Origin of the sequence: Pseudonocardia oceani, assembly GCF_019263585.2 — a bacterium.
GTDB classification, from domain to species: domain Bacteria; phylum Actinomycetota; class Actinomycetes; order Mycobacteriales; family Pseudonocardiaceae; genus Pseudonocardia; species Pseudonocardia oceani.
The window spans coordinates 5,399,299-5,418,896 of the sequence record NZ_JADQDF010000001.1; the positions used below are offsets into that span (position 1 = coordinate 5,399,299).

Below are 19,598 nucleotides of genomic sequence, written 5' to 3' on the forward strand. Positions count from 1 at the left end.
CGCGTCGTGGAGGATGGGCACGATGGACGCGAGGCTGCTGCTGGTCGAGGACGACGAGCGCATCCGGCAGGCGCTCGGCCTCGCCCTCGCCGACGAGGGCTGCGAGGTCGTGGAGGCGGCCTCGGGCGAGGAGGCGCTGCGCCTGATCGGCACGACGGACGTCGACGTGGTGCTGCTCGACCTCATGCTGCCCGGGGTCGACGGGCTCGAGGTGTGCCGGCTGCTGCGGTCGCGCGGTGACCTCCCGATCATCATCGTCTCCGCTCGGACCGACACCACCGACGTGATCGCCGGCCTCGAGGCCGGCGCCGACGACTACGTCACCAAGCCGCTGGTGGCCAGCGAGCTGGCCGCGCGGATCCGCTCGCTGCTGCGCCGGCGCCAGCCCGGGCCGGAAGGGCCCCGTGTGCTGCGCATCGGCGATGTGGAGGTCTCCCCGGAGGAGGAGACGGTCCGGCGGTGCGGCGAGGAGGTGCACCTGACCCGCACCGAGTTCGGGCTCCTGCTCGAGCTCGCCGAGGCCGGCGGCCGGGTCGTGACGCGGGAGGAGCTGCTGCGGAGGGTGTGGGGCTACGACTACTTCGGCGACACCCGCCTGCTCGACGTCCACATCCGGCGACTGCGGCGCAAGATCGAGCACGACCCCGATTCCCCGACGTGCGTGCTGACCGTCCGCGGTAGCGGGTACAAGTCCGGCCCGCCCGGGTGAACCGTCTGCCGGTGCACCTGTCCCTGCGCTGGCGCGTGGCCCTGGCGTTCGGCCTCGGGGCCCTGCTGTTCACGGGAGTGTTCGCCACCGTCACCTGGAACCTCGCGTCGGAGTACATGCTGCGCCAGCGCGAGACCAGCGCGACCCTGCAGGCCGAGCTCAACGTCCGTCTGGTGGACGCCTCGCTGCGGTCCGGGTCGGAGGGCCTCGGCGACCTGCTGACGGGGTTGAGCACCGACTCGGAGTCGACGGTGCTGCTGCGGCGCCCGGAGGGGTGGATCACCAGCGGACGGCAGGTGGATCCCGCGCAGCTGCCGTCCGACCTGCGCGAGCTCGCGCGGCAGGGGACGCCTGCCCGGCAGCGCCTGGTGGTGGACCGGGTCCCGGTGCTCGCCGTCACCCATCCCGTCAGCTCGGCGGGCACCGCCTACGTCGAGCTGTTCCCGCTCTCGCAGCTCGACCGCGTGTTCCGCTTCATCAGCACGGTGCTGGCCGCGGGCGTCGCCCTGAGCGCGCTGCTCGGGGTCGCACTGGGGGCGTGGGCCAGCAGGCGGGCCCTGCGACCGCTGACCGAGCTGACCGCCGCCGCGTCGCGCGTCGCCGGTGGCGACGTCACTGCCCGCCTGCCCGAGCAGGGCGACCCCGATCTCGCGCCGCTCGCCGTCACGTTCAACCGGACCGCCGAGGCGCTGGAGAACCGGGTGCGCCGCGACGCCCGCTTCGCCGCCGACGTCAGCCACGAGCTGCGCTCCCCGCTGACCACGATGGCGAACGCGGCGGAGGTGCTCGTGCGTCGCCGTGCCGAGATCTCCGGCGTCGCGGGTCGGGCGCTGGACCTGCTGCTCGGGGAGACCGGACGGTTCCAGCGCATGGTCGTGGACCTGCTGGAGATCTCCGGTGACCGTGACGACGGCCCCAGCGAGTCCGTCGACCTCGTCGACCTCGTCGGCCACGTCGTCGGGGTCCGCTCGCCCACGCGGCGGCCGGTCGTCGAGGCTGCCGATCCCGCGCCGATCGTGCAGGGGGACCGGCGCCGGCTCGACCGGGTGGTGGCCAACCTGTTGGACAACGCCGACCGCTACGGCGGTGGCCCGGTGCGCGTGGCGGTGCTGCGCCGCGGCGGCCGCGCCCGCGTCGAGGTGGACGACGCCGGGCCGGGGGTGGCCGAGCAGTACCGCGAGGTGGTGTTCGAGCGGTTCGCGCGTGGTGCCGAGTCCGGGCGCCGGGGCGGCGACGGGGGCAGCGGCCTGGGGCTGGCGCTGGTGGCCCAGCACGTCCGGTACCACGACGGTGCGGTGTGGGTCGAGGACCGGCCGGGTGGGGGAGCGCGCTTCGTCGTCGAGCTGCCGGAGGCGCCGGGATGACCCGCTACCGGCTCGTCCTGGCTGCTGTGGTCATGGCCGCGGTCGGATCCGGGTGCGGGGTGGGCGTGGACGACGCCCCCCGGCCGCTGGAACCGTTCTCCACCGTCCCGCCGCAACCGGCGCCGACGGTGGTCGAGCGGCCGGACGACCCCTCCGCTCCGTGCCCGCCGCCCTCCACGACGCCGATGCCGGTCCCGGACGTGCCACCGTCGACCGGACCACCGTCGACCGCACCACCGTCGACCGCACCACCGTCGACGAGCCCTGCCGACGCGGGGTGCGCGCCAACCTGACGACGAGCTGACGATCCGCCACGCAGCGGGCGTCCGTCGAGCCCGGTGCCTACATTCGGACGGTGCATTCCGATGACCAGCTCGACCGCCTCCTCCTGGCGACCGCCTACTCCGGGGACGGCCAGACGATCGGGCCGGTCGCCGCGGTCTACGTCGACGACGTCGACCGTCCGGCGTGGGTCTCGATCGTCGTCGAAGCGGACGGGACCGAACGGCTCGCGCCGCTCGCCCGTTCCTGGCTGTACCCGGGGCACCGGCTGGTGCTCGCGGTGATCCGGCGGGCCGTGGAGGGCGCACCCGTCGCCCCCTCCGGTCACCTCGCAGCCGAGGAGGAGGACGTGCTGTTCCGCTACTACGCCCACGTCATCACCCCGGCCAGCAGCAGGGCCCTGCCCGCCTCCGTCGTCGACGCGAGGCTCACCCGTGCGACCGACCCGGCGGCCGTCCGCCTCCGCCGGGTCGCGGTGGTCGCGGGCCGACCGGTGGCCGTGGATTCCGGCACGACCGCTTGACCTGATCGTACGGAAGGGAGCGCGACCCGTGGACAGACTCGCCCGACGCCTCGGTCTGCGGACCGATCCCCACATCTTCTTCTGGTCCGCCGGCCTGATGGTCGTGTTCCTCGTCCTGCTGCTGTCGTTCCAGCAGCCGATCGGTGACGCGTTCGGCGCGGGCCGGGAGTGGATCACGACGAACCTCGGGTGGTTCTTCATCCTGGGTGTCACCAGCTGGCTGGTCTTCCTCATCTGGGTCGCGACGAGCAGGTACGGCAACCTGCGGCTCGGGAAGGACGGTGACCGCCCGGCGTACTCGAACCTGTCGTGGTTCGCGATGCTGTTCGCCGGTGGGATCGGCACCGTGCTGATGTTCTGGGGTGTCGCCGAGCCGATCTCGCACTTCGCCTCGCCGCCGTTCGCCGGTGTGGAGCCCTACAGCGTGGAGGCCTCGCAGGACGCGATGGGCATCTCGCTCTACCACCTGGGCCTGCACACCTGGGCGATCTTCACCCTGCCCGGCCTGGCGTTCGGCTACTTCATCTACCGCTACGACCTGCCGATGCGCGTCTCGTCGGTCTTCTACCCGTTCCTCAAGGAGAAGATCCACGGCCCGATCGGCAAGACCATCGACGTCTTCGCCGTCCTCGGGACCCTGTTCGGGGTGGCGGTCTCCCTGGGTCTGGGGACCTCGCAGATCAACGCCGGGCTGACCGCGCTGACCGGCGTGCCCGACGCGGTGTGGCCGAAGGTCCTGATCATCACGACGCTGACCGCCGTGGCGACCGCGTCGATCGTGGCGGGGCTCGACAAGGGCGTCCGCCGGCTGTCCAACCTCAACATCCTGATGGCCGTCGGCCTGATGCTGTTCGTCCTGATCGCCGGCGACACGGTCTTCCTGCTGCGCCAGCTCATCGAGAGCATCGGGATCTACGCGGGCGACATCGTCCCGCTGTCGTTCTGGAACGACTCGATGGCCCAGTTCACCGACGAGGGCGGCTGGGGCTGGCAGGCCGGCTGGACGGTCTTCTACTGGGCGTGGACGGTGACCTGGGCCCCGTTCATGGGTGTGTTCCTCGCCCGGATCTCGCGCGGGCGCACCATCCGCCAGTTCGTCGGCGGCGTCCTGGTGGCCCCGGCGGCGTTCACCCTCGTCTGGTTCGTCGTCTTCGGCTGGTCGGCGATGGAGATCGACGGCATCGGCGGGAGCGGTGGCCCCATCTCCGCGGCCGTGGCCGACAGCGTCCCGCTGGCGATGTTCGCGTTCTTCGACCAGTTCCCGGCCGCCACCCTCGTCTCGGGCATCGCCGTCGTGGTCGTGGCGCTGTTCTTCGCGACGTCCTCGGACTCCGCGTCGCTGGTGGTCGACATGCTCTGCTCGGGCGACGGTGAGGCCGGCCCGGTCCGGCAGCGGGTGTTCTGGGGCCTCTCGGAGGGCCTGCTCGCGGCCTCGCTGATCGTGCTGGGCGGGGAGGCCGGGCTGGCCGCCCTCCAGGAGGTCATCACGGTGATCGGGCTGCCGATCTTCCTGCTCGTCTTCGCGATGATGTTCGCGCTGATCGTCGGGCTGCGGCGGGAGCGGGTCCCGAAGCCCGTGGAGGCCCCGGCCCGGCACCAGACGGCCGAACCGCGGCCGGCGCAGGAGTCGCCGCCGAGGGCGGGCAGCCAGACCTGACCGCCGCGCGGCGGTCGGCCCCGGGACCACTGCGGATCCCGGGGCCGACCTGCGTCGCGACGTCGCGGCGGCGTCACCGGCGGTCGGCGTCGCGCTCCCCGTGTCCGGGCCACAGCTTCGCGCCGAGCGCGCCACCGAGCCCGCTCGCGACGACGGACAGGCCGAGGGCCAGTGCCGCCCAGCCCGCGCTCTGGCGGGCCGTCTGCGCCGCGTCGGCGAGGTCGACGCCCGGCGCCGGGTTCTGCAGGTTCACGAACTGCGTCGCCACGTCGGCCAGCGACCCGAGGAGTGCTCCGCCGCCGATGAGGGCCAGCACGAGCAGGGTCACCACCGTGGCGGCCCACGCGACGACGGCGTTGATCATGCCGTCGTTCGCGCGCCGCCACAGCGCGGAGGCCCCGGCGGCCATGCCGCCCAGGAGGAACGCGACGAGGCCGAGGACCCCGCTCACCACCCCCCGTGCCGTGCCGCTGTCCGCGCCGTCGAAGCCGAGGTCGAGCCAGCCCAGGGCGAAGAACAACAGCTGCAGGACGACGTAGAGCGACACCGTCGTCAGTGCGCCGGTCCAGACCGCACCCCAGCGGATGCGGTCGTGCCGCACGTCGCCGACGGGCGCAGCCGTGGCCGGGTGCGTGACGGGCGAGTTCGTGAGGGTCGGATCGGTGTGGTGGTCGGTGCCGGCGCGGGCGTGCGAGCCGTCGTGTGCGGCTGCGCCCCTCGCGCCGACCCGGGTGGCGCCCGGTCCCGGATCTGTGGACATGTCGTCCTCCTTGTCGATGTGCTTCGGTTCGTGCCCACCTGGCGGCAGGTCGTGTGGGGGTGTCCGCCCTGTCGGCGCTCGAACGTCCCGTGACCGATCCGTGACTGTCGCGCGGCTCACGGCGCCGGACCGCCGTCGACGACAGGGGTCGGAGGGCCGCAGCAGTGCGGGTTTCGGACCGTCCGGGGCGGGAAGCCCCGATGGGCCTGAATCGCTCGGGCGAGGGCGCGCCCGGTTGGGGGATCGATGTTCTACCGCGAGGTCTTCGAGCGGGTCTTCACGCTGCAGCTCGTGATCGCAGCCGGGGTGTTCGTCGTGGTGTGCGGCGTGCTGCTCGTCGCGCTGGTGCGCAACCGCGCCCGCAAGCGGGACCACCTGCCGTTCGCGGCCTCGGAGAACAACCCTCTCGAGATCGGGACGGCGATCGTCCTCAGCGGGGTCGCGGCGTTCCTGGTGTGGGTCAGCATCCAGTCCAACCAGGAGCTCGGCGGCGGTGCCGGCGTGGCGGTCGCGGAGGACCGGCCGGCGGCGGCGCAGATCGACGTCGAGGCCTTCCGGTGGTGCTGGGAGTTCGGCTACCGCGACACCCCCGTGGAGGTCACGGGCAGCTGCGACCGGGGGGACCGTCCCGTCCTCGTCGTGCCGGCGGGCGAGCCGGTCGAGTTCGCCCTGCGTTCCCGCGATGTCGTGCACTCGTTCTGGGTGGTGGACCTCGGCCTCAAGCGGGACGCCTACCCCGACCACGTCAACGCGCTCACGATGGTGTTCCCGGAGGGCCGCTGGCCCGGCCGGTGCTCGGAGTTCTGCGGCACCCACCACGTGGACATGGAGTTCGTGGTGCAGGCCGTGCCGCCCGATCAGTACCAGCAGTGGCTGGTCTCCGGCGGTACCGGCCCGGCGGTGTGACCGGCCGGTCGGCGGGTCGGGTGGTTGCCGGGGTTTGGTCGCGCTCCCGCCGGGAAAGCGCTGGCGCGCCCCCCACGAGAGCCGAGGCACCGCGGGCGCGGGGGAGGAACACATGACGGAGTCCGAGGGCCCTGTGGCGGACGGGGAACCCCGCGCCTCCCGAGGAGGGATCGTCGGTTGGCTGACCACGACCGACCACAAGCGCATCGGGCTGCTGACCCTGGGCACGGCGACCGTGCTGCTGCTGGTGATCGGCGCCCTCGCTCTGACGATCCGCACGCAGCTCGCCCAGCCCGAGCTCGAGGTGCTGGACAACGACACCTACAACCAGTTCTTCACCATGCACGGGTCGGGGATGATCTACCTGGTCATGACCCCGTACGCGATCGGGCTGGGCCTGTACCTGGTCCCGCTGCAGATCGGCACCACCAACGTCGCGGCCCCCCGCGCCACGCTCGTGGCCTACTACCTGTACCTGGCCGGCGCCGTCACGATGCTGTCGGGCTTCGCCACCTCGTCGGGCGCGGCCGACCACGGCTGGTACTCCTACCCGCCGCTGGCGGGAACGCGCTACACACCCGGCCCGGGCGTGGACCTGTGGATCCTCGGCGTCACCCTCGCCGGGACCGGCCTGCTGATCATGTCGGCGACCGTGCTCTGGACCACCCTCCTCAAGCGCGGGCCCGGCATGACCATGCTGCGCATGCCGGTCTTCACGTGGTCGACCGTGGCCACCAACCTGATGGCGGTCGGCGCCTTCCCTGCCCTGCTGGTGTCGATGGGGATCCTCGCTCTGGGCCGGATGAACCCCGACCTGTTCACCGAGAACGCGTGGAACATCGGCTACCAGCACGTCTTCTGGTTCTTCGGCCACCCGGTGGTGTACGTGATGTTCTTCCCGTTCGTGGGCGCGGTCGCCGAGGTCCTGGCCACCTTCTCCGGCCGGCGGTTCTTCGGCTACCGGATCACCGTCGTCTCCCTGCTGACGTTCGCCGCGCTCTCGATGAGCGTCTGGGGGCACCACATGTTCACCACCGGGCAGGCGGAGAACGACTACTACTCGCTGACGTCGATCCTGCTGCTGGTCCCGGCGGGGCTGGAGTACTTCGGGCTGCTGGGCACGGTCAGCGGGGGCCGCCTGCGCTTCGACACGCCCATGCTGTTCGCGCTGGCCTTCATCCCGCAGTTCCTCGTGGGTGGGCTGACCGGGATCATGACGGGCACGCCCTCGGTCGACTACGACATCCACGACACCTACTTCATCGTGGCCCACTGGCACTACACGCTGGCCGCCGGGAGCCTGTTCGGCTTCTTCGCGGGCTTCTACTTCTGGTTCCCCAAGGCGACGGGGATCCTGCTGCGCGAGGGCCTCGGGAAGACCCACTTCTGGCTCTGGGTGGTCGGGACGAACCTGACGTTCTTCCCGATGTTCCTCCTCGGGCTGCACGGCATGCCCCGCAGGATCCCGAGCTACCTGCCCGAGGACGGGTTCGGCTTCCTCAACCTGCTGGCCACGATCGGAGCCGGCCTGCTCGCGGTGGGCACGCTGGTGTTCGTCGTCGACCTGGTCGTGTCGGTCCGTGCCCGGCGCCCCGCTCCGCCGGACCCGTGGCAGGGCCACACGCTGGAGTGGGCGACGTCGTCGCCGCCGCCCCCGCTCAACTTCACCGAGCGCTTTCCGGTGCCGCCCGTCCGTAGCTACGCCCCGCTGCTCGACCTGCGGCACGAGCGGGAGCGGGCGGCCGGGAGCGTGGGCGGATGAGCGCGGTGCCGACGCGGCCCCTGCACCTCGTGGTGGGCGGCTGGGTCACGGCCAACGGGGTGCTCGCCGGGGTGCTGGTGGGCTACACACCGGAGCCGATCTCCATCGTCCTCTACGCCGCCGCCCTGGTGATCCTCGGCTCCTTCGGGCTGGCGGTGCTGCTGGCCGCCCGGCGGGGCGCCGGCGGCCAGCAGCTGCGCACGGCCCGGCACGGACGGGAGGCGGCTCTCGTCGCGCTGGGGGTGACCCTCGGCGGGCTGGGCCTGGTCTACGGCTGGCCGCTGGCGTTGATCGGCCTGCAGCCGCTGCTCCTCGCGGCGTGGCTGCTGCGCGGTGAGCGGATCCGGAGCGGGGTGCGCCCGTGGCCCGCCGTGCCGGACGGGACCGAGCCGCACCGCGCCGCAACGCCCGGGTACACGGGGACGGCCCTGGGCACCTCGGTGCCGGTACCCGCCGGGCACGCGGCCCACGGGCCGCCGCCCCGGCCTCCTGACACCCCCGCCCCGGGCGCGGGCCCGGTCCGCCGCGCCGGGCTCGCCGTGATCGCGGCGCGCGTCGTGCGTGAGCTGGTCCGCCGGCGCGGCCGGTGAGCGGGCACCCCGGACACCTGGCACACCTGGCGCACATGGCCGGGATGGGCCTGCTGGTCTCCGTCGTGGCACCGCTGCTCGCGGTCGCACTGCGCCCGGCCGGGGTCCTCGACCGCGTCGCCCCGCCCGCGGTGCTCGCGCTCCCCGGGTTCGCCGTGCTGCACGCCGCCGTCACCGTCGGCACCCACGGGCTGCCGCCGCTGTCGGCCGCGAGCACCGCCGCACACCTGCTGATGCTGGCGGGCGCCGTGCTGTTCTGGTGGCCGGTCTTCGGTGGCCGCCGCCTGTCCGAGCCCCGGCAGGTGCTCTACCTGTTCACCGCGGCACCGGTGCTGGACCTCGCCGGCGTCTGGGTCGTCGCCCGCGGCGACGGCGCGGGAGGCCTGGCGATGATCGTGGGCATGCTGCCGCTCGCGCTCGTGGCGATGGGTGTCACCTGGCGGTGGATCGTCCGCGAGGAGGAGCAGGCCGCCGCACTGTGAGGGCCGCGCCGGCCCGGAAGACGATCGTCAGGTCCGGTGCGATTAGGGCTCCGACGAACGGGAAGCCCGCACCGGTGGTGACGAGGAGGCGGGTGCGCGAGCTGCTCGCGCGGGGCGAGGACCATCGGGACATCGGCCGCCGTACGGGGGTGCCGGCCGGCCAGGCGTACCTGGTCGGTACGGGCCGGCCGACCGACGGGGGGCATTCCTCCGACGGCACGGCGCCGCGCCCGGGTGAGCAAGCGGCCCCGCAGCACCTGGTGTCGCCGCCGCACGAGAACCCGACGAGCAAGCAGGTGGTGCACGAGTGGATCGCCGCCCGCGTGGCCGCCGACGGACAGCAGCGGCGCGCCGGCGCCGCCCGCGAGGAGAGGGAGTAGCCGATGGGCGTGGGGGACTGGATCCGGTCGTGGCCGGTGTACCGGCAGCTCGCCGACGGGGACCCGCTGGGCCGGGGGGACGCGGTGAAGAGCCGGGCGAGCTCGGCGCTGCAGCCGCGCACCGTGACGGCCGACCGGGTGGTCAAGTCGGTGTGCCCGTTCTGCGCCGTGGGCTGCGGGCAGAACGTCTCGGTGCAGGACGGCGAGGTCACCCAGATCGAGGGCGACCCGGACTCCCCGGTCAGCCGCGGACGGCTGTGCCCGCGCGGCTCCTCGAGCCTGCAGCTCACCACCAGCCCGCGGCGGGAGAGCACGGTGCGCTACCGCCGCCCCGGCGGCACGGAGTGGGAGAACCTCGACCTCACCACCGCGATGGACATGATCGCCGACCGCGTGATCGACAGCAGGCGACGCGGCTGGCAGTGGGAGCACGAGGGCAAGCGGGTCCGGCGGACCATGGGCTTCGCGAGCCTGGGCGGTGCCACGCTGGACAACGAGGAGAACTACCTCATCAAGAAGCTGTTCACGGCGCTGGGCGCCGTGCAGATCGAGAACCAGGCCCGTATTTGACACTCCTCCACCGTCCCCGGTCTGGGGACCAGCTTCGGTCGCGGTGGCGCGACCACCTTCCAGCAGGACCTGCAGAACGCCGACTGCATCCTCATCGAGGGCTCCAACATGGCCGAGTGCCACCCGGTCGGCTTCCAGTGGGTGATGGAGGCGAAGGCGCGGGGGGCCAAGCTCATCCACGTCGACCCGCGCTTCACGCGCACCAGCGCCGTGGCCGACCTGCACGTGCCGCTGCGCGCCGGCACCGACATCGCGTTCCTCGGCGGCATCGTCAACCACGTCCTGCAGAACGACCGGTACTTCCACGACTACGTCGTGGCCTACACGAACGCCGCGACGATCGTGGGCGAGGACTTCCGTGACACCGAGGACCTCGACGGCCTGTTCTCGGGCTTCGACCCGGAGAGCCGGTCCTACGACGTCGCGTCCTGGCAGTACGAGGGCGGGACCGTCCAGGCCGCGTCCGGGCAGCGCGAGCAGGCCGCATCGCAGCGCCTCTCCGAGGACGACGACGCGGAGGGCGCCGCGCACGGGGAGTCGCACGGTTCGGGCGGGGCGGGCATCACCGGTGACTTCCGCGCCGACGAGACGCTGCAGCACCCGCGGTGCGTCTTCCAGATCCTCAAGCGCCACTTCAGCCGCTACACCCCCGAGGTCGTCGAGCAGACCTGCGGCGTGCCGCAGGAGACGTTCCTGGAGGTGTGCCGGTTGCTGGAGGACAACAGCGGGCCCGACCGCACCAGTGCGTTCGCCTACTCCGTGGGCTGGACCCACCACACGGTCGGCGTGCAGTACATCCGGACCGCATCGATCCTGCAGACGCTGCTGGGCAACATCGGCCGGCCGGGTGGGGGGATCCTCGCCCTGCGCGGGCACGCCAGCATCCAGGGCAGCACGGACATCCCGACGCTGTTCAACCTGCTGCCCGGCTACATCCCGATGCCGCACGCGTCCTCGGCGGCCGACCTCGCGGGGTTCGTCGAGAGCGAGAAGGCGGAGAAGGGGTTCTGGTCGGAGCTGAGCGCCTACCTGGTGAGCCTGCTGAAGGCCTACTGGGGCCCGGCGGCCGGGCCGGAGAACGACTTCTGCTTCGGCTACCTGCCGCGGCTGACCGGCAGCCACAGCACGTTCGAGACGGTGATGGCCCAGCTCGCCGGGGAGTGCACCGGGTACTTCCTGCTCGGTGAGAACCCGGCCGTGGGGTCGGCTAACGCCAAGATGCAGCGGCTGGGGATGGCCAACCTCGAGTGGCTCGTGGTGCGCGACCTCAACATGATCGAGTCGGCCACGTTCTGGAAGGACGGGCCCGAGATCGAGACGGGCGAGCTGCGGACCGAGGACATCGGCACCGAGGTGTTCTTCCTGCCCGCCGCTGCGCACACCGAGAAGGACGGCAGCTTCACCAACACCCAGCGGATGCTGCAGTGGCACCACCAGGCCGTCGAGCCGGAGGCCGACGTCCGCAGCGACCTCTGGTTCACCTACCACCTGGGGCGGATCATCCGGGAGAAGCTCGCGGGCAGCACCGAGGAGATGGACCGGCCGGTCGTCGATCTCACCTGGGATCTGCCGACGAAGGGCCCGCTCGACGAGCCGGAGGCCGAGGCCGTCCTCTCGGAGATCAGCGGCTGGGACGCCGACGGCACCCCGCTGTCGACCTACCAGCAGCTCGCCGACGACGGCAGCACGGTCAGCGGCTGCTGGATCTACTGCGGCTCCTACGCCGACGGCGTCAACCAGACGGCGCGGCGCAAGCCGGGCGCCGAGCAGAGCTGGGTGGCCCCGGAGTGGGGCTGGGCGTGGCCGCTCAACCGTCGCATCCTCTACAACCGGGCCTCGGCCGCACCGGACGGGACCCCGTGGAGCGAGCGCAAGGCCTACATCTGGTGGGGCGGTGAGCAGGGGAAGTGGGTCGGCCACGACGTGCCGGACTTCTCGCCCACGACCGCGCCCGACCACGTCCCGCCCGACGACGCACAGGGCGTGGCCGCGCTGTCGGGGACCGACGCGTTCATCATGCAGGCCGACGGCAAGGCGTGGCTCTACGCCCCGGCGGGCCTCACCGACGGTCCGCTCCCGGCCCACTACGAGCCGCAGGAGTCGCCGGTGGCGAACCCGCTGTACGGGCAGCAGCGCAACCCGGCGCGCCAGATCCGGTCCGTGGTGCACCCTGAGGACCGCTTCCAGCCCAGCGGCGACGAGCCGGGGGCGGACACGTACCCCTTCGTGCTCACGACCTACCGCATCGCCGAGCACCACACGGCGGGCGGGATGAGCCGCTGGTCACCCTACCTGGCCGAACTCGCGCCCGACCCGTTCTGCGAGGTCTCCCCGGAGCTGGCCGCCGAGCGCGGTCTGCGCCACGGCGACTGGGCCACGGTGATCTCGGCCCGCAACGCCATCGAGGCACGCGTCATGGTGACCGACCGGATCACGCCGCTGCGGGTGCAGGGCGCCGTCGTGCACCAGGTCGGGCTGCCCTACCACTGGGGCGGCAACGGGCTGGTCACGGGCGACGCGGCCAACGAGCTGACCAGCCTGGTGATGGACCCGAACGTCCACATCATGGAGACCAAGGCGCTGTCCTGCGACATCCGCCCGGGCCGCCGGCCGCGCGGGCCCGCCCGCGTCGAGCTCGTCGCCGAGTGGCGGCGCCGCGCGGGCATCACCGAGGAGACGGGGTTGGACGCATGACCACGGACCGCACCGACGTGCCCACCGCGCCGGCGGGCGACGCCGACCCGGCCGCGCTCGGCGGGTACGGCGAGCACCCGCCCCGGATGGGGTTCTTCACCGACACCTCGGTCTGCATCGGCTGCAAGGCGTGCGAGGTCGCGTGCAAGACGTGGAACGCGATCCCCGAGGACGGGCTCGCCTTCACCGGCATGTCGATGGACAACACCGTCGGCCTCGGTGCCGACACCTGGCGCCACGTCGCGTTCATCGAACAGCGCCGGCCGCTGGGGGCGCAGGACCCCGGTCTGCACCACGACGGTGGCCTGCACGGCGACACGGACGTGCTCGCGATGGCCGCGCGCGGCTCGGCCACACCTCCGGCGGAGTCGCCCGCCACTCCCACGGACCCCGGCCACCCGGACGAGTTCCGGTGGCTGATGTCCTCGGACGTGTGCAAGCACTGCACGCACGCCGCCTGTCTCGACGTCTGCCCGACGGGGTCACTGTTCCGCACCGAGTTCGGCACGGTCGTCGTGCAGGAGGACATCTGCAACGGCTGCGGTTACTGCATCCCCGCCTGTCCCTACGGCGTCATCGACCAGCGGAAGGAGGACGGGCGCGCCTGGAAGTGCACCCTGTGCTACGACCGCCTCGGGGTCGGCCAGGAGCCCGCGTGCGCCAAGGCGTGCCCGACGAACTCGATCCAGTTCGGGCCCCTCGACGAGCTGCGCGAGCGCGCCGACGCCCGGGTGCGGCAGCTGCACGACGTCGGTGTCGGCGACGCCCGGCTCTACGGCCACGACCCGGACGACGGCGTCGGCGGCGACGGTGCCTTCTTCCTGCTGCTCGACGAGCCGGAGGTCTACGGCCTGCCGCCGGACCCGGTCGTCACCACCCGCGACCTGCCGGCGATGTGGCGCCACGTCGGCGGGGCCGCGCTGGCGCTGGTCGGTGGCGCCGTAGCGGCGTTCCTGGGAGGGCGGGTCCGGTGAGCGGCTCGGACGTCACGCGTGACGGCGTGCGGGGTGCCCGTCCCGACCGCGAGGCGACCACCGGCGCCGTGGACGGTCAGGGGCGGCGCGGGCGGGACAGGCGCGAGCGCGAGCAGCCCATGGTGCCGCGCGCGGAGTTCCAGTCCTACTACGGCAAGCCGGTGCTCAACCCGCCGGTCTGGGAGTCGCCCGACGTCCCCGGCTACCTGTTCCTCGGCGGGCTCGCGGGCGCGTCCTCGGTGCTGGCCGCCGGGGCCCAGCTGACCGGCCGGCCGGAGCTGGCGCGTACGGGCAAGGTCGCGGCCGTCGGCGGCGGCCTGCTCTCGCTCGTGGCGCTCGTCCACGACCTCGGGCAGCCCAAGCGGTTCCTGCACATGCTGCGGGTGTTCAAGGTGACCTCGCCGATGAGCGTCGGGTCGTGGCTGCTCGCGGGCTACGTGCCCCTGGCCGGGGTCGCGGCCGCCTCGGAGCTCACCGGACGGCTGCCCCGCGTCGGCTCGGCGGCGACCGCCGGGGCCGCCGCCCTCGGCCCGGCGGTCGCCTCCTACACCGCGGCCCTGATCAGCGACACGGCGGTGCCCGCCTGGCACGACGGGCACCGGGAGATGCCCTACGTCTTCGTCGGGTCCGCCGCGACGGCGGCGGGAGGTGTGGGCCTGCTCGGCGCGCCCCTGCGGGAGCAGGGGCCGGCGCGCGTCCTGGCGCTGCTCGGTGTCGCGGCTGAGCTCGGGGTCTTCGAGCGGATGAGGCGGCGCATCGGCATGGTCGCCGAGCCCTACCGCTCCGGAAGGGGCGGCCGCTACGTCCGCGCCGGCGAGGCGCTGTCCGTGGCCGGAGCCGCCGGCGCGGTGCTGGGCCGGCGCAGCCGCCTGGCATCCGCGGTGTCCGGCGCCGCGCTCGTCGCCGCCTCGGCGGCCACCCGGTGGGGGATCTTCCACGGCGGCATGGAGTCCGCGCGGGACCCGCGCTACACGGTCGTGCCCCAGCGCGAGCGTGCCCGCGCCCGGGAGGCGGCCGCCGGTGCCTGACATCGGCCGCGACCGTGCGCGGTTCCCGGTCCCGCCGACCGGACGGCGGGTCACCGTGGGGGGTGCGCGGCCGCGACCGGCCGATCGTCGCGAGGAGCAGGCCGTGACCGCACGTCGACCGCCGGAGACCGCCGAGCCGGCGACGCGACCGGCGAGAAGAAGGCGAAGCAGAGCCGGGACCGGACGCCGGTCGGCTCGTTCCGGCCGGCGCCTACATCGCGTTCGCCGGACTGGGCGACATCGTCGGGACCGTGGTGTTCGTGGCCACGTCCTCACCGGTACCCGTCCCTGCGCGACGGGGAGGGCCGGCGGTCGTGACGGCCGCCGACGCACGGGATGACCGGTGGACGGTGACCCGTCGCGGCTCAGCGTGCATCCCGCCCCGGCATCCGGGTACGCCGGGGCCATGAGCATCACCATGGCCGGGGGGCCACTGGCGACCGACGCCCCCGAGGCGGTCAACTACCGCATGGAGGGGCCGGAGCACCGGCTGTTCCTCGGGCCGTTCCCGCGCCGCGTGCGCGGGGTCCTCAACGGGCGCACGGTCCTCGACACGCAGGACGGCGCCCTGCTGCACGAGACCGGCCGGTTGCCGCAGCTCTACGTGCCGCAGATCGACGTGGCGGGGCACCTGCTCGAGGCGGGTGAGACCGTCGAGCACTGCCCGTTCAAGGGCGAGGCGCGCTTCTCCACCCTGGTAGTGGACGGCGCCCGCGCCCGTGATGCCGTCTGGTCCTTCCCGCAGCCCGCGCCCGGGGCGGGATGGCTGCGCGGCTACCACGGAGTCGCCTTCGACGCCCTCGACGCGTGGTACGACGAGGCCGAGCAGGTGCGCGGTCATCTGCGCGACCCCTACCACCGGGTGGACACGCGGCCGACGGACCGCCGCGTGCGGGTCAGCGTCGGCCGCACGGTGCTCGCCGAGACCGCGCACGCCGTCCTGCTCTCCGAGACCGGTCTGCCCAACCGGCTCTACGTGCCGCCCGGCGACGTCCACGCCGACGCCCTGACCCCGAGCACGACCACGAGCCACTGCCCCTACAAAGGTGACGCGGACTACGCCGGGGCATCGGGGACCGAGGATGTGGCCTGGCGCTACCGGGAGCCGTTCCCCGACGCCGTCGCGGTGGCCGGACACTGGTGCTTCGACGAGACCAGGGTCCGCGTCGAGTCCGACACCCGCTCCTCCCCGGCCGAGCGCGGGCACTCGCGGTCCGTACGACCGAGGTGGCTCTGACCGCGTACGGCCCCGCCCGACGAGAAGGCGGGCCCCGCCGGCGGCCGCTACATGACGGTGCGGGTGTGCAGCGCGCAGAGCTCGGGGCGTCGTCCGCCGGAAGACCGGGGGCTGCGAAGGCGACGGGCCGGGCCTCGACGAGGGCCGTCGTCGTGCAGAGGTCGCGGGGGAGATGTCGGCGCAGCCCCCTTCCCCTGCCGTCGGGTGCGACGACCCACGACGCATGGTCGCGGGATCAGCGGGCACCCGGCGGGCGACCGGGACGGCGAGGAACAGGGAGCAGGGCATGAAGGCAGTCGTGTGGCACGGGATCGGCGACATCCGCGTGGACGAGGTCCCCGATCCGAAGGTGCAGGACCCCGGCGACGCGGTCATCCGGACCACGACCGCGGCGATCTGCGGGACCGACCTGCACTTCGTGCGCGGCACGATGACCGGGATGGCCGAGGGCACCATCCTGGGCCACGAGGTCGTCGGAGTGGTCGAGGAGACCGGGCCCGGCGTCCGGAACCTGACACCGGGCACCCGCGTGGTCGTGGGTTCGACGCTCTCGTGCGGCTACTGCTCGTACTGCCGGTCGGGCACCTACTCGCAGTGCGACAACGCCAACCCGGGCGGCCCGACGGCGGGCACGGCCTTCTTCGGCGGACCGGCCCCGACGGGCAGCTTCGACGGCTTCCAGGCCGAGTTCGCCCGGGTGCCCTTCGCCCACACCATCGCCGTGCCGCTGCCGGACTCGGTCACCGACGACCAGGCGATCATGATCTCCGACATCTTCCCGACCGCGTGGTTCGGCGGGCGGCTCGCCGAGATCGGTAAGGGCGACACGGTCGCGGTGTTCGGCCTCGGGCCGGTCGGCCAGTTCGCCGTGCTGTCGGCGTTCCTGCAGGGTGCGGGCCGGGTGCTCGCCGTCGACGCGATCCCCGGCCGGCTCGCCGCGGCGCGCCGGCTGGGCGCGGAGGTGATCGACTACAACGCCGAGGACCCGGTGGCGGTGCTCCAGGAGCTGACGGGGGCATCGGACCGGACCGCGTGATCGACGCGGTCGGCGTGGAGTCGGAGCGTCCGAAGTCGTTTCCGGCCGCCGAGCAGGCGCAGGAGCAGTCGGAGCAGCTCGACGCCGCGCGGGACCAGGCCGCACCCGAGACGAACCAGCAGGGCGACCTGTGGAAGCCCGGTGACGCGCCGACCCAGGCCGCGCAGTGGGCGGTGCAGGCCGTGGCGAAGGCGGGGACGATCGGCGTGATCGGCGTCTACCCGCCGCAGCTGCGGAGCTACCCCTTCGGTGAGGCGTTCAACAAGAACCTCACCATCCGCACGGGCAACTGCCCGCACCGCCGCTACGTCCCCGAGCTGATCCGGCTCACCGCGACCGGTGCCGTCGATCCGGCGCGGGTGCTCACACAGGTGGAGACGGTGCCCGAGGCGATCGAGGCCTACGAGGCGTTCGACCGGCGCGAGGAGGGCTGGCTCAAGACTGCCCTGGTCACCGACGCCGTGGTCGCGACCCCGCCGCGCTGACCCCGCCGGGTGCCGGCACCGGCCGGGATCGATCCGGCCGGGCCGGCGCCCGTTCACCCGCGGGAGCCCAGCTCCCAGAACGAGGGCCCGACCGGCTCCACGAAGTCGCCCGTCGCCACGAGGTACCCCTCGTCGTCGATGTCGATCGGGAGCTGCGGGAGCGACCGTGCGGCCGGGCCGAAGACGGGCCTGGCCCCCTCGTCCATGGCGAACGCCGACTGGTGGCACGGGCACAGGGCCCGGTTGTTCTGCGTGTCGTAGAGCGACGCGGGGCAGCCGAGGTGCGTGCAGAGCTTCGAGTACGCGTAGTGGTCGCCGTAGTGGAAGTCCTCCTGGCCCGCACGCGGGACCACCGCGGTGCCGGGGCGGAAACGGATGAGCATGACGGGGGAGTCGGTCGAGCGCTCCGCGGCGAGCAGCAGCTCCGGGTTCCCCCGGTCGGACTCGCGGAACGGCACCACCGTCAGCATCGATCCGGGCGCCATGTCCTCCGGACGCACCCGCACTATCTCGCCGAGCACCCCGGTGATCAACCGCAGATAGACCGTCTCCCCGCTGAGCGGCGCCCAGCCGGTGGTCCACAGGGCCGCCCGGTCGCCGCCCTTCCACGGGTCGCGCACCAGGCCCCCCGCGGCCACCACGAGACCGCTGATCCCGAGCAGACCGGCCGCGCCGATCACCGCCCGCCGCAGCAGGGGTTCCCGGCCGAACCCCGTGTCGTCGCCGGCCTCGGCGAACCGGGCGGCCGCCGTGGCGCGGTCGACCGGCTCCGACGGCCCGCCGTCCAGCTCCTGCACCGCCACCTCGTCGGGGTAGGAGTGCTTCACGTGCACGATCAGTGCGATCCCCAGCGCGAGCACCGCGACCCCCGCCGTGATCCCGATGACCGGCGTGTAGAGGGCGTAGAGGGTGTACCCCTCCCGCCCGGGGAGGACGTAGTCGCTGGGCCAGGCCACGAAGCAGACCAGGAACGCCAGTGCGGAGAGGATCGACAGCGCGAGCCACGCCGCGGTGGCCCGTCGCCCGCGCGCCCGCGTCCGGGCGGACGTGGGTGTCCGCGCCACCACTCGGACCCCGTCGAGGCGGCCGCCGAGCTCGGTGAGCTGCTCGCGCGTCATCCGCCGCAGGGTCCGGCGGTCCGGCCGGCCGCCGTCCGGGGCGCTCACGAGCGCGCCCCGATCCAGGCGGTGACGAGGACGAGCGCGGCGAGGCCCACCAGGAACGCGGTCAGCCCCTCCGCGGTCGGGCCGACCTCGCCGAGGCCGAAACCGCCGACGTTGTTGCGCTCCCCGCGCACGGCCAGGACGTAGGCGATGATGTCGCGCTTCTCCTCGGGTGCGAGCTGGCGGTCGGAGAACCGCGGCATGGCCTGGGGGCCGCTCAGCATCGCGGTGTACACCTGGACCGGGGACGCCTCCTCCAGCGTGGGGGCGTACTTGCCGTCGAGCAGGGCCCCGCCGCGGCCGGTGAAGTTGTGGCAGGAGCTGCAGTTGAGCCGGAACAGCTGCCCGCCGCGTGACGCGTCGTCGCCCACCAGCGCGCCGCCCCGGGCCTCGGGGACCCGGGGGCCGCCCCCCGCCGCCTGCACGTACGCGCCGAGGGCCCGCAGGTTCTCCTGCCCCTCGGCGGTGCCGGGGTCGAACTGGGGCAACGGGGGCTTGCGGCGCGCCTGCGCCTGCTGGCGCGCCAGCGGCATGCGGCCGGAGGAGACCTGGAAGTAGACCGCCGCGTCGCCCACCCCGATCAGGCTGAGCGCCCGGCTCTCGACGCCCTGCAGGTTCTGCCCGTGGCAGGTGATGCACGAGGTCGCGTAGAGCTGCCGGCCCTGCTCGAGCAGTGCGGGATCGGACCGGGCGTCGGCCGTCTGCGGACGGGGGGCGAGCAGGCCGTAGAGCGCTCCGGCGACCAGGAGTCCCACCAGTAGCGCGGCCGCGTCGCGGACGCGCCGGTGCCGGGACCGGCCGGACGGGCGCTGCCGCATGCTCGACTCCTCCTGTAGCGCTCCCACCCCGTGCCCGCCCTGTCCCGGCCCAAACCCCCGCGCGGCGTTTGGGACGCGGGCAGCAGGGCAACCGGGTCGTCACGAGCAGGTACCGGCGGGTGGTTCGGCCCGGGACGTGAGGAGTGCACTCGTGACACCGCCGAGCGCAGCAGGACGG

At 73.4% G+C, this 19,598-nt stretch carries 19 protein-coding genes; 16 read left to right on the plus strand and 3 right to left on the minus strand.

Going from position 1 to position 19,598, the window contains the following annotated elements; all coding sequences use genetic code 11:
* Nucleotides 1–22: 22 nt before the first annotated feature.
* From I4I82_RS27045 to I4I82_RS27065, 5 genes are all read left to right on the plus strand, one after another.
* On the plus strand, nt 23–709 hold the full coding sequence (locus I4I82_RS27045) for a response regulator (RefSeq protein WP_218590244.1): 687 nt from the start codon (nt 23–25) through the stop codon (nt 707–709).
* Between the two features lie 11 nt (nt 710–720).
* The gene (locus I4I82_RS27050; protein ID WP_308112835.1) at nt 721–2,073 is read left to right on the plus strand and encodes a sensor histidine kinase; all 1,353 of its coding nucleotides are present in this window, start codon (nt 721–723) and stop codon (nt 2,071–2,073) included.
* Nucleotides 2,074–2,233: 160 nt separating this feature from the next.
* A complete protein-coding gene (locus tag I4I82_RS27055; RefSeq protein ID WP_218590245.1) occupies nt 2,234–2,377 on the plus strand; it encodes a hypothetical protein in 144 nt (47 codons plus the stop codon).
* Nucleotides 2,378–2,428: 51 nt separating this feature from the next.
* A complete protein-coding gene (locus tag I4I82_RS27060; protein ID WP_218590246.1) occupies nt 2,429–2,878 on the plus strand; it encodes a hypothetical protein in 450 nt (149 codons plus the stop codon).
* Nucleotides 2,879–2,906: 28 nt separating this feature from the next.
* Nucleotides 2,907–4,535 (plus strand): BCCT family transporter, encoded by a 1,629-nt coding sequence (locus I4I82_RS27065; RefSeq protein ID WP_226370263.1) that lies wholly within the window; start codon nt 2,907–2,909, stop codon nt 4,533–4,535.
* 73 nt (nt 4,536–4,608) lie between these two features.
* On the opposite strand, the gene I4I82_RS27070 is transcribed toward I4I82_RS27065, so the two are convergent.
* Nucleotides 4,609–5,295 carry a hypothetical protein gene (locus I4I82_RS27070; protein WP_218590247.1) on the minus strand — a complete coding sequence of 229 codons (687 nt, stop codon included), beginning with the start codon at nt 5,293–5,295 and terminating at the stop codon, nt 4,609–4,611.
* Between the two features lie 246 nt (nt 5,296–5,541).
* On the opposite strand from I4I82_RS27070, the gene I4I82_RS27075 reads away from it, so the two are divergent.
* The 11 genes from I4I82_RS27075 to I4I82_RS27125 all read left to right on the plus strand — a co-directional run bounded on the left by I4I82_RS27075 (nt 5,542) and on the right by I4I82_RS27125 (nt 17,439).
* Nucleotides 5,542–6,201, plus strand: coding sequence for a cytochrome c oxidase subunit II (locus tag I4I82_RS27075; RefSeq protein WP_218590248.1), 660 nt, complete (start codon nt 5,542–5,544; stop codon nt 6,199–6,201).
* Nucleotides 6,202–6,313: 112 nt separating this feature from the next.
* Nucleotides 6,314–7,963 (plus strand): cytochrome c oxidase subunit I, encoded by a 1,650-nt coding sequence (locus I4I82_RS27080; RefSeq protein WP_218590249.1) that lies wholly within the window; start codon nt 6,314–6,316, stop codon nt 7,961–7,963.
* Complete coding sequence (locus tag I4I82_RS27085; protein WP_218590250.1) at nt 7,960–8,553, plus strand: hypothetical protein; 594 nt, start codon at nt 7,960–7,962, stop codon at nt 8,551–8,553. The genes I4I82_RS27080 and I4I82_RS27085 overlap by 4 nt, the downstream gene beginning before the upstream one ends.
* Nucleotides 8,550–9,035 (plus strand): cytochrome c oxidase assembly protein, encoded by a 486-nt coding sequence (locus tag I4I82_RS27090; protein ID WP_226370264.1) that lies wholly within the window; start codon nt 8,550–8,552, stop codon nt 9,033–9,035. The genes I4I82_RS27085 and I4I82_RS27090 overlap by 4 nt, the downstream gene beginning before the upstream one ends.
* A gap of 92 nt (nt 9,036–9,127) precedes the next feature.
* A complete protein-coding gene (locus I4I82_RS27095) occupies nt 9,128–9,415 on the plus strand; it encodes a hypothetical protein (RefSeq protein WP_226370265.1) in 288 nt (95 codons plus the stop codon).
* A gap of 3 nt (nt 9,416–9,418) precedes the next feature.
* On the plus strand, nt 9,419–12,679 hold the full coding sequence (fdh, locus tag I4I82_RS27100) for a formate dehydrogenase (RefSeq protein ID WP_225920695.1): 3,261 nt from the start codon (nt 9,419–9,421) through the stop codon (nt 12,677–12,679).
* Nucleotides 12,676–13,653, plus strand: a complete 978-nt coding sequence (locus I4I82_RS27105) for a 4Fe-4S dicluster domain-containing protein (protein ID WP_218590255.1) — start codon at nt 12,676–12,678, stop codon at nt 13,651–13,653. Before fdh ends, I4I82_RS27105 begins: the two co-directional genes overlap by 4 nt.
* Nucleotides 13,650–14,681 carry an NrfD/PsrC family molybdoenzyme membrane anchor subunit gene (nrfD, locus tag I4I82_RS27110; RefSeq protein ID WP_226370266.1) on the plus strand — a complete coding sequence of 344 codons (1,032 nt, stop codon included), beginning with the start codon at nt 13,650–13,652 and terminating at the stop codon, nt 14,679–14,681. The genes I4I82_RS27105 and nrfD overlap by 4 nt, the downstream gene beginning before the upstream one ends.
* A 406-nt stretch (nt 14,682–15,087) precedes the next feature.
* The gene (locus I4I82_RS27115) at nt 15,088–15,918 is read left to right on the plus strand and encodes a DUF427 domain-containing protein (protein WP_218590256.1); all 831 of its coding nucleotides are present in this window, start codon (nt 15,088–15,090) and stop codon (nt 15,916–15,918) included.
* Nucleotides 15,919–16,204: 286 nt separating this feature from the next.
* Nucleotides 16,205–16,954, plus strand: coding sequence for an alcohol dehydrogenase catalytic domain-containing protein (locus tag I4I82_RS27120; RefSeq protein WP_225920696.1), 750 nt, complete (start codon nt 16,205–16,207; stop codon nt 16,952–16,954).
* The gene (locus tag I4I82_RS27125; RefSeq protein ID WP_225920697.1) at nt 16,951–17,439 is read left to right on the plus strand and encodes an MDR/zinc-dependent alcohol dehydrogenase-like family protein; all 489 of its coding nucleotides are present in this window, start codon (nt 16,951–16,953) and stop codon (nt 17,437–17,439) included. Before I4I82_RS27120 ends, I4I82_RS27125 begins: the two co-directional genes overlap by 4 nt.
* A gap of 53 nt (nt 17,440–17,492) precedes the next feature.
* On the opposite strand, the gene qcrA is transcribed toward I4I82_RS27125, so the two are convergent.
* On the minus strand, nt 17,493–18,605 hold the full coding sequence (gene qcrA / locus I4I82_RS27130) for a cytochrome bc1 complex Rieske iron-sulfur subunit (protein WP_226370267.1): 1,113 nt from the start codon (nt 18,603–18,605) through the stop codon (nt 17,493–17,495).
* The gene (gene qcrC / locus I4I82_RS27135; protein ID WP_218590258.1) at nt 18,602–19,420 is read right to left on the minus strand and encodes a cytochrome bc1 complex diheme cytochrome c subunit; all 819 of its coding nucleotides are present in this window, start codon (nt 19,418–19,420) and stop codon (nt 18,602–18,604) included. The genes qcrA and qcrC overlap by 4 nt, the downstream gene beginning before the upstream one ends.
* Nucleotides 19,421–19,598 lie beyond the last annotated feature (178 nt).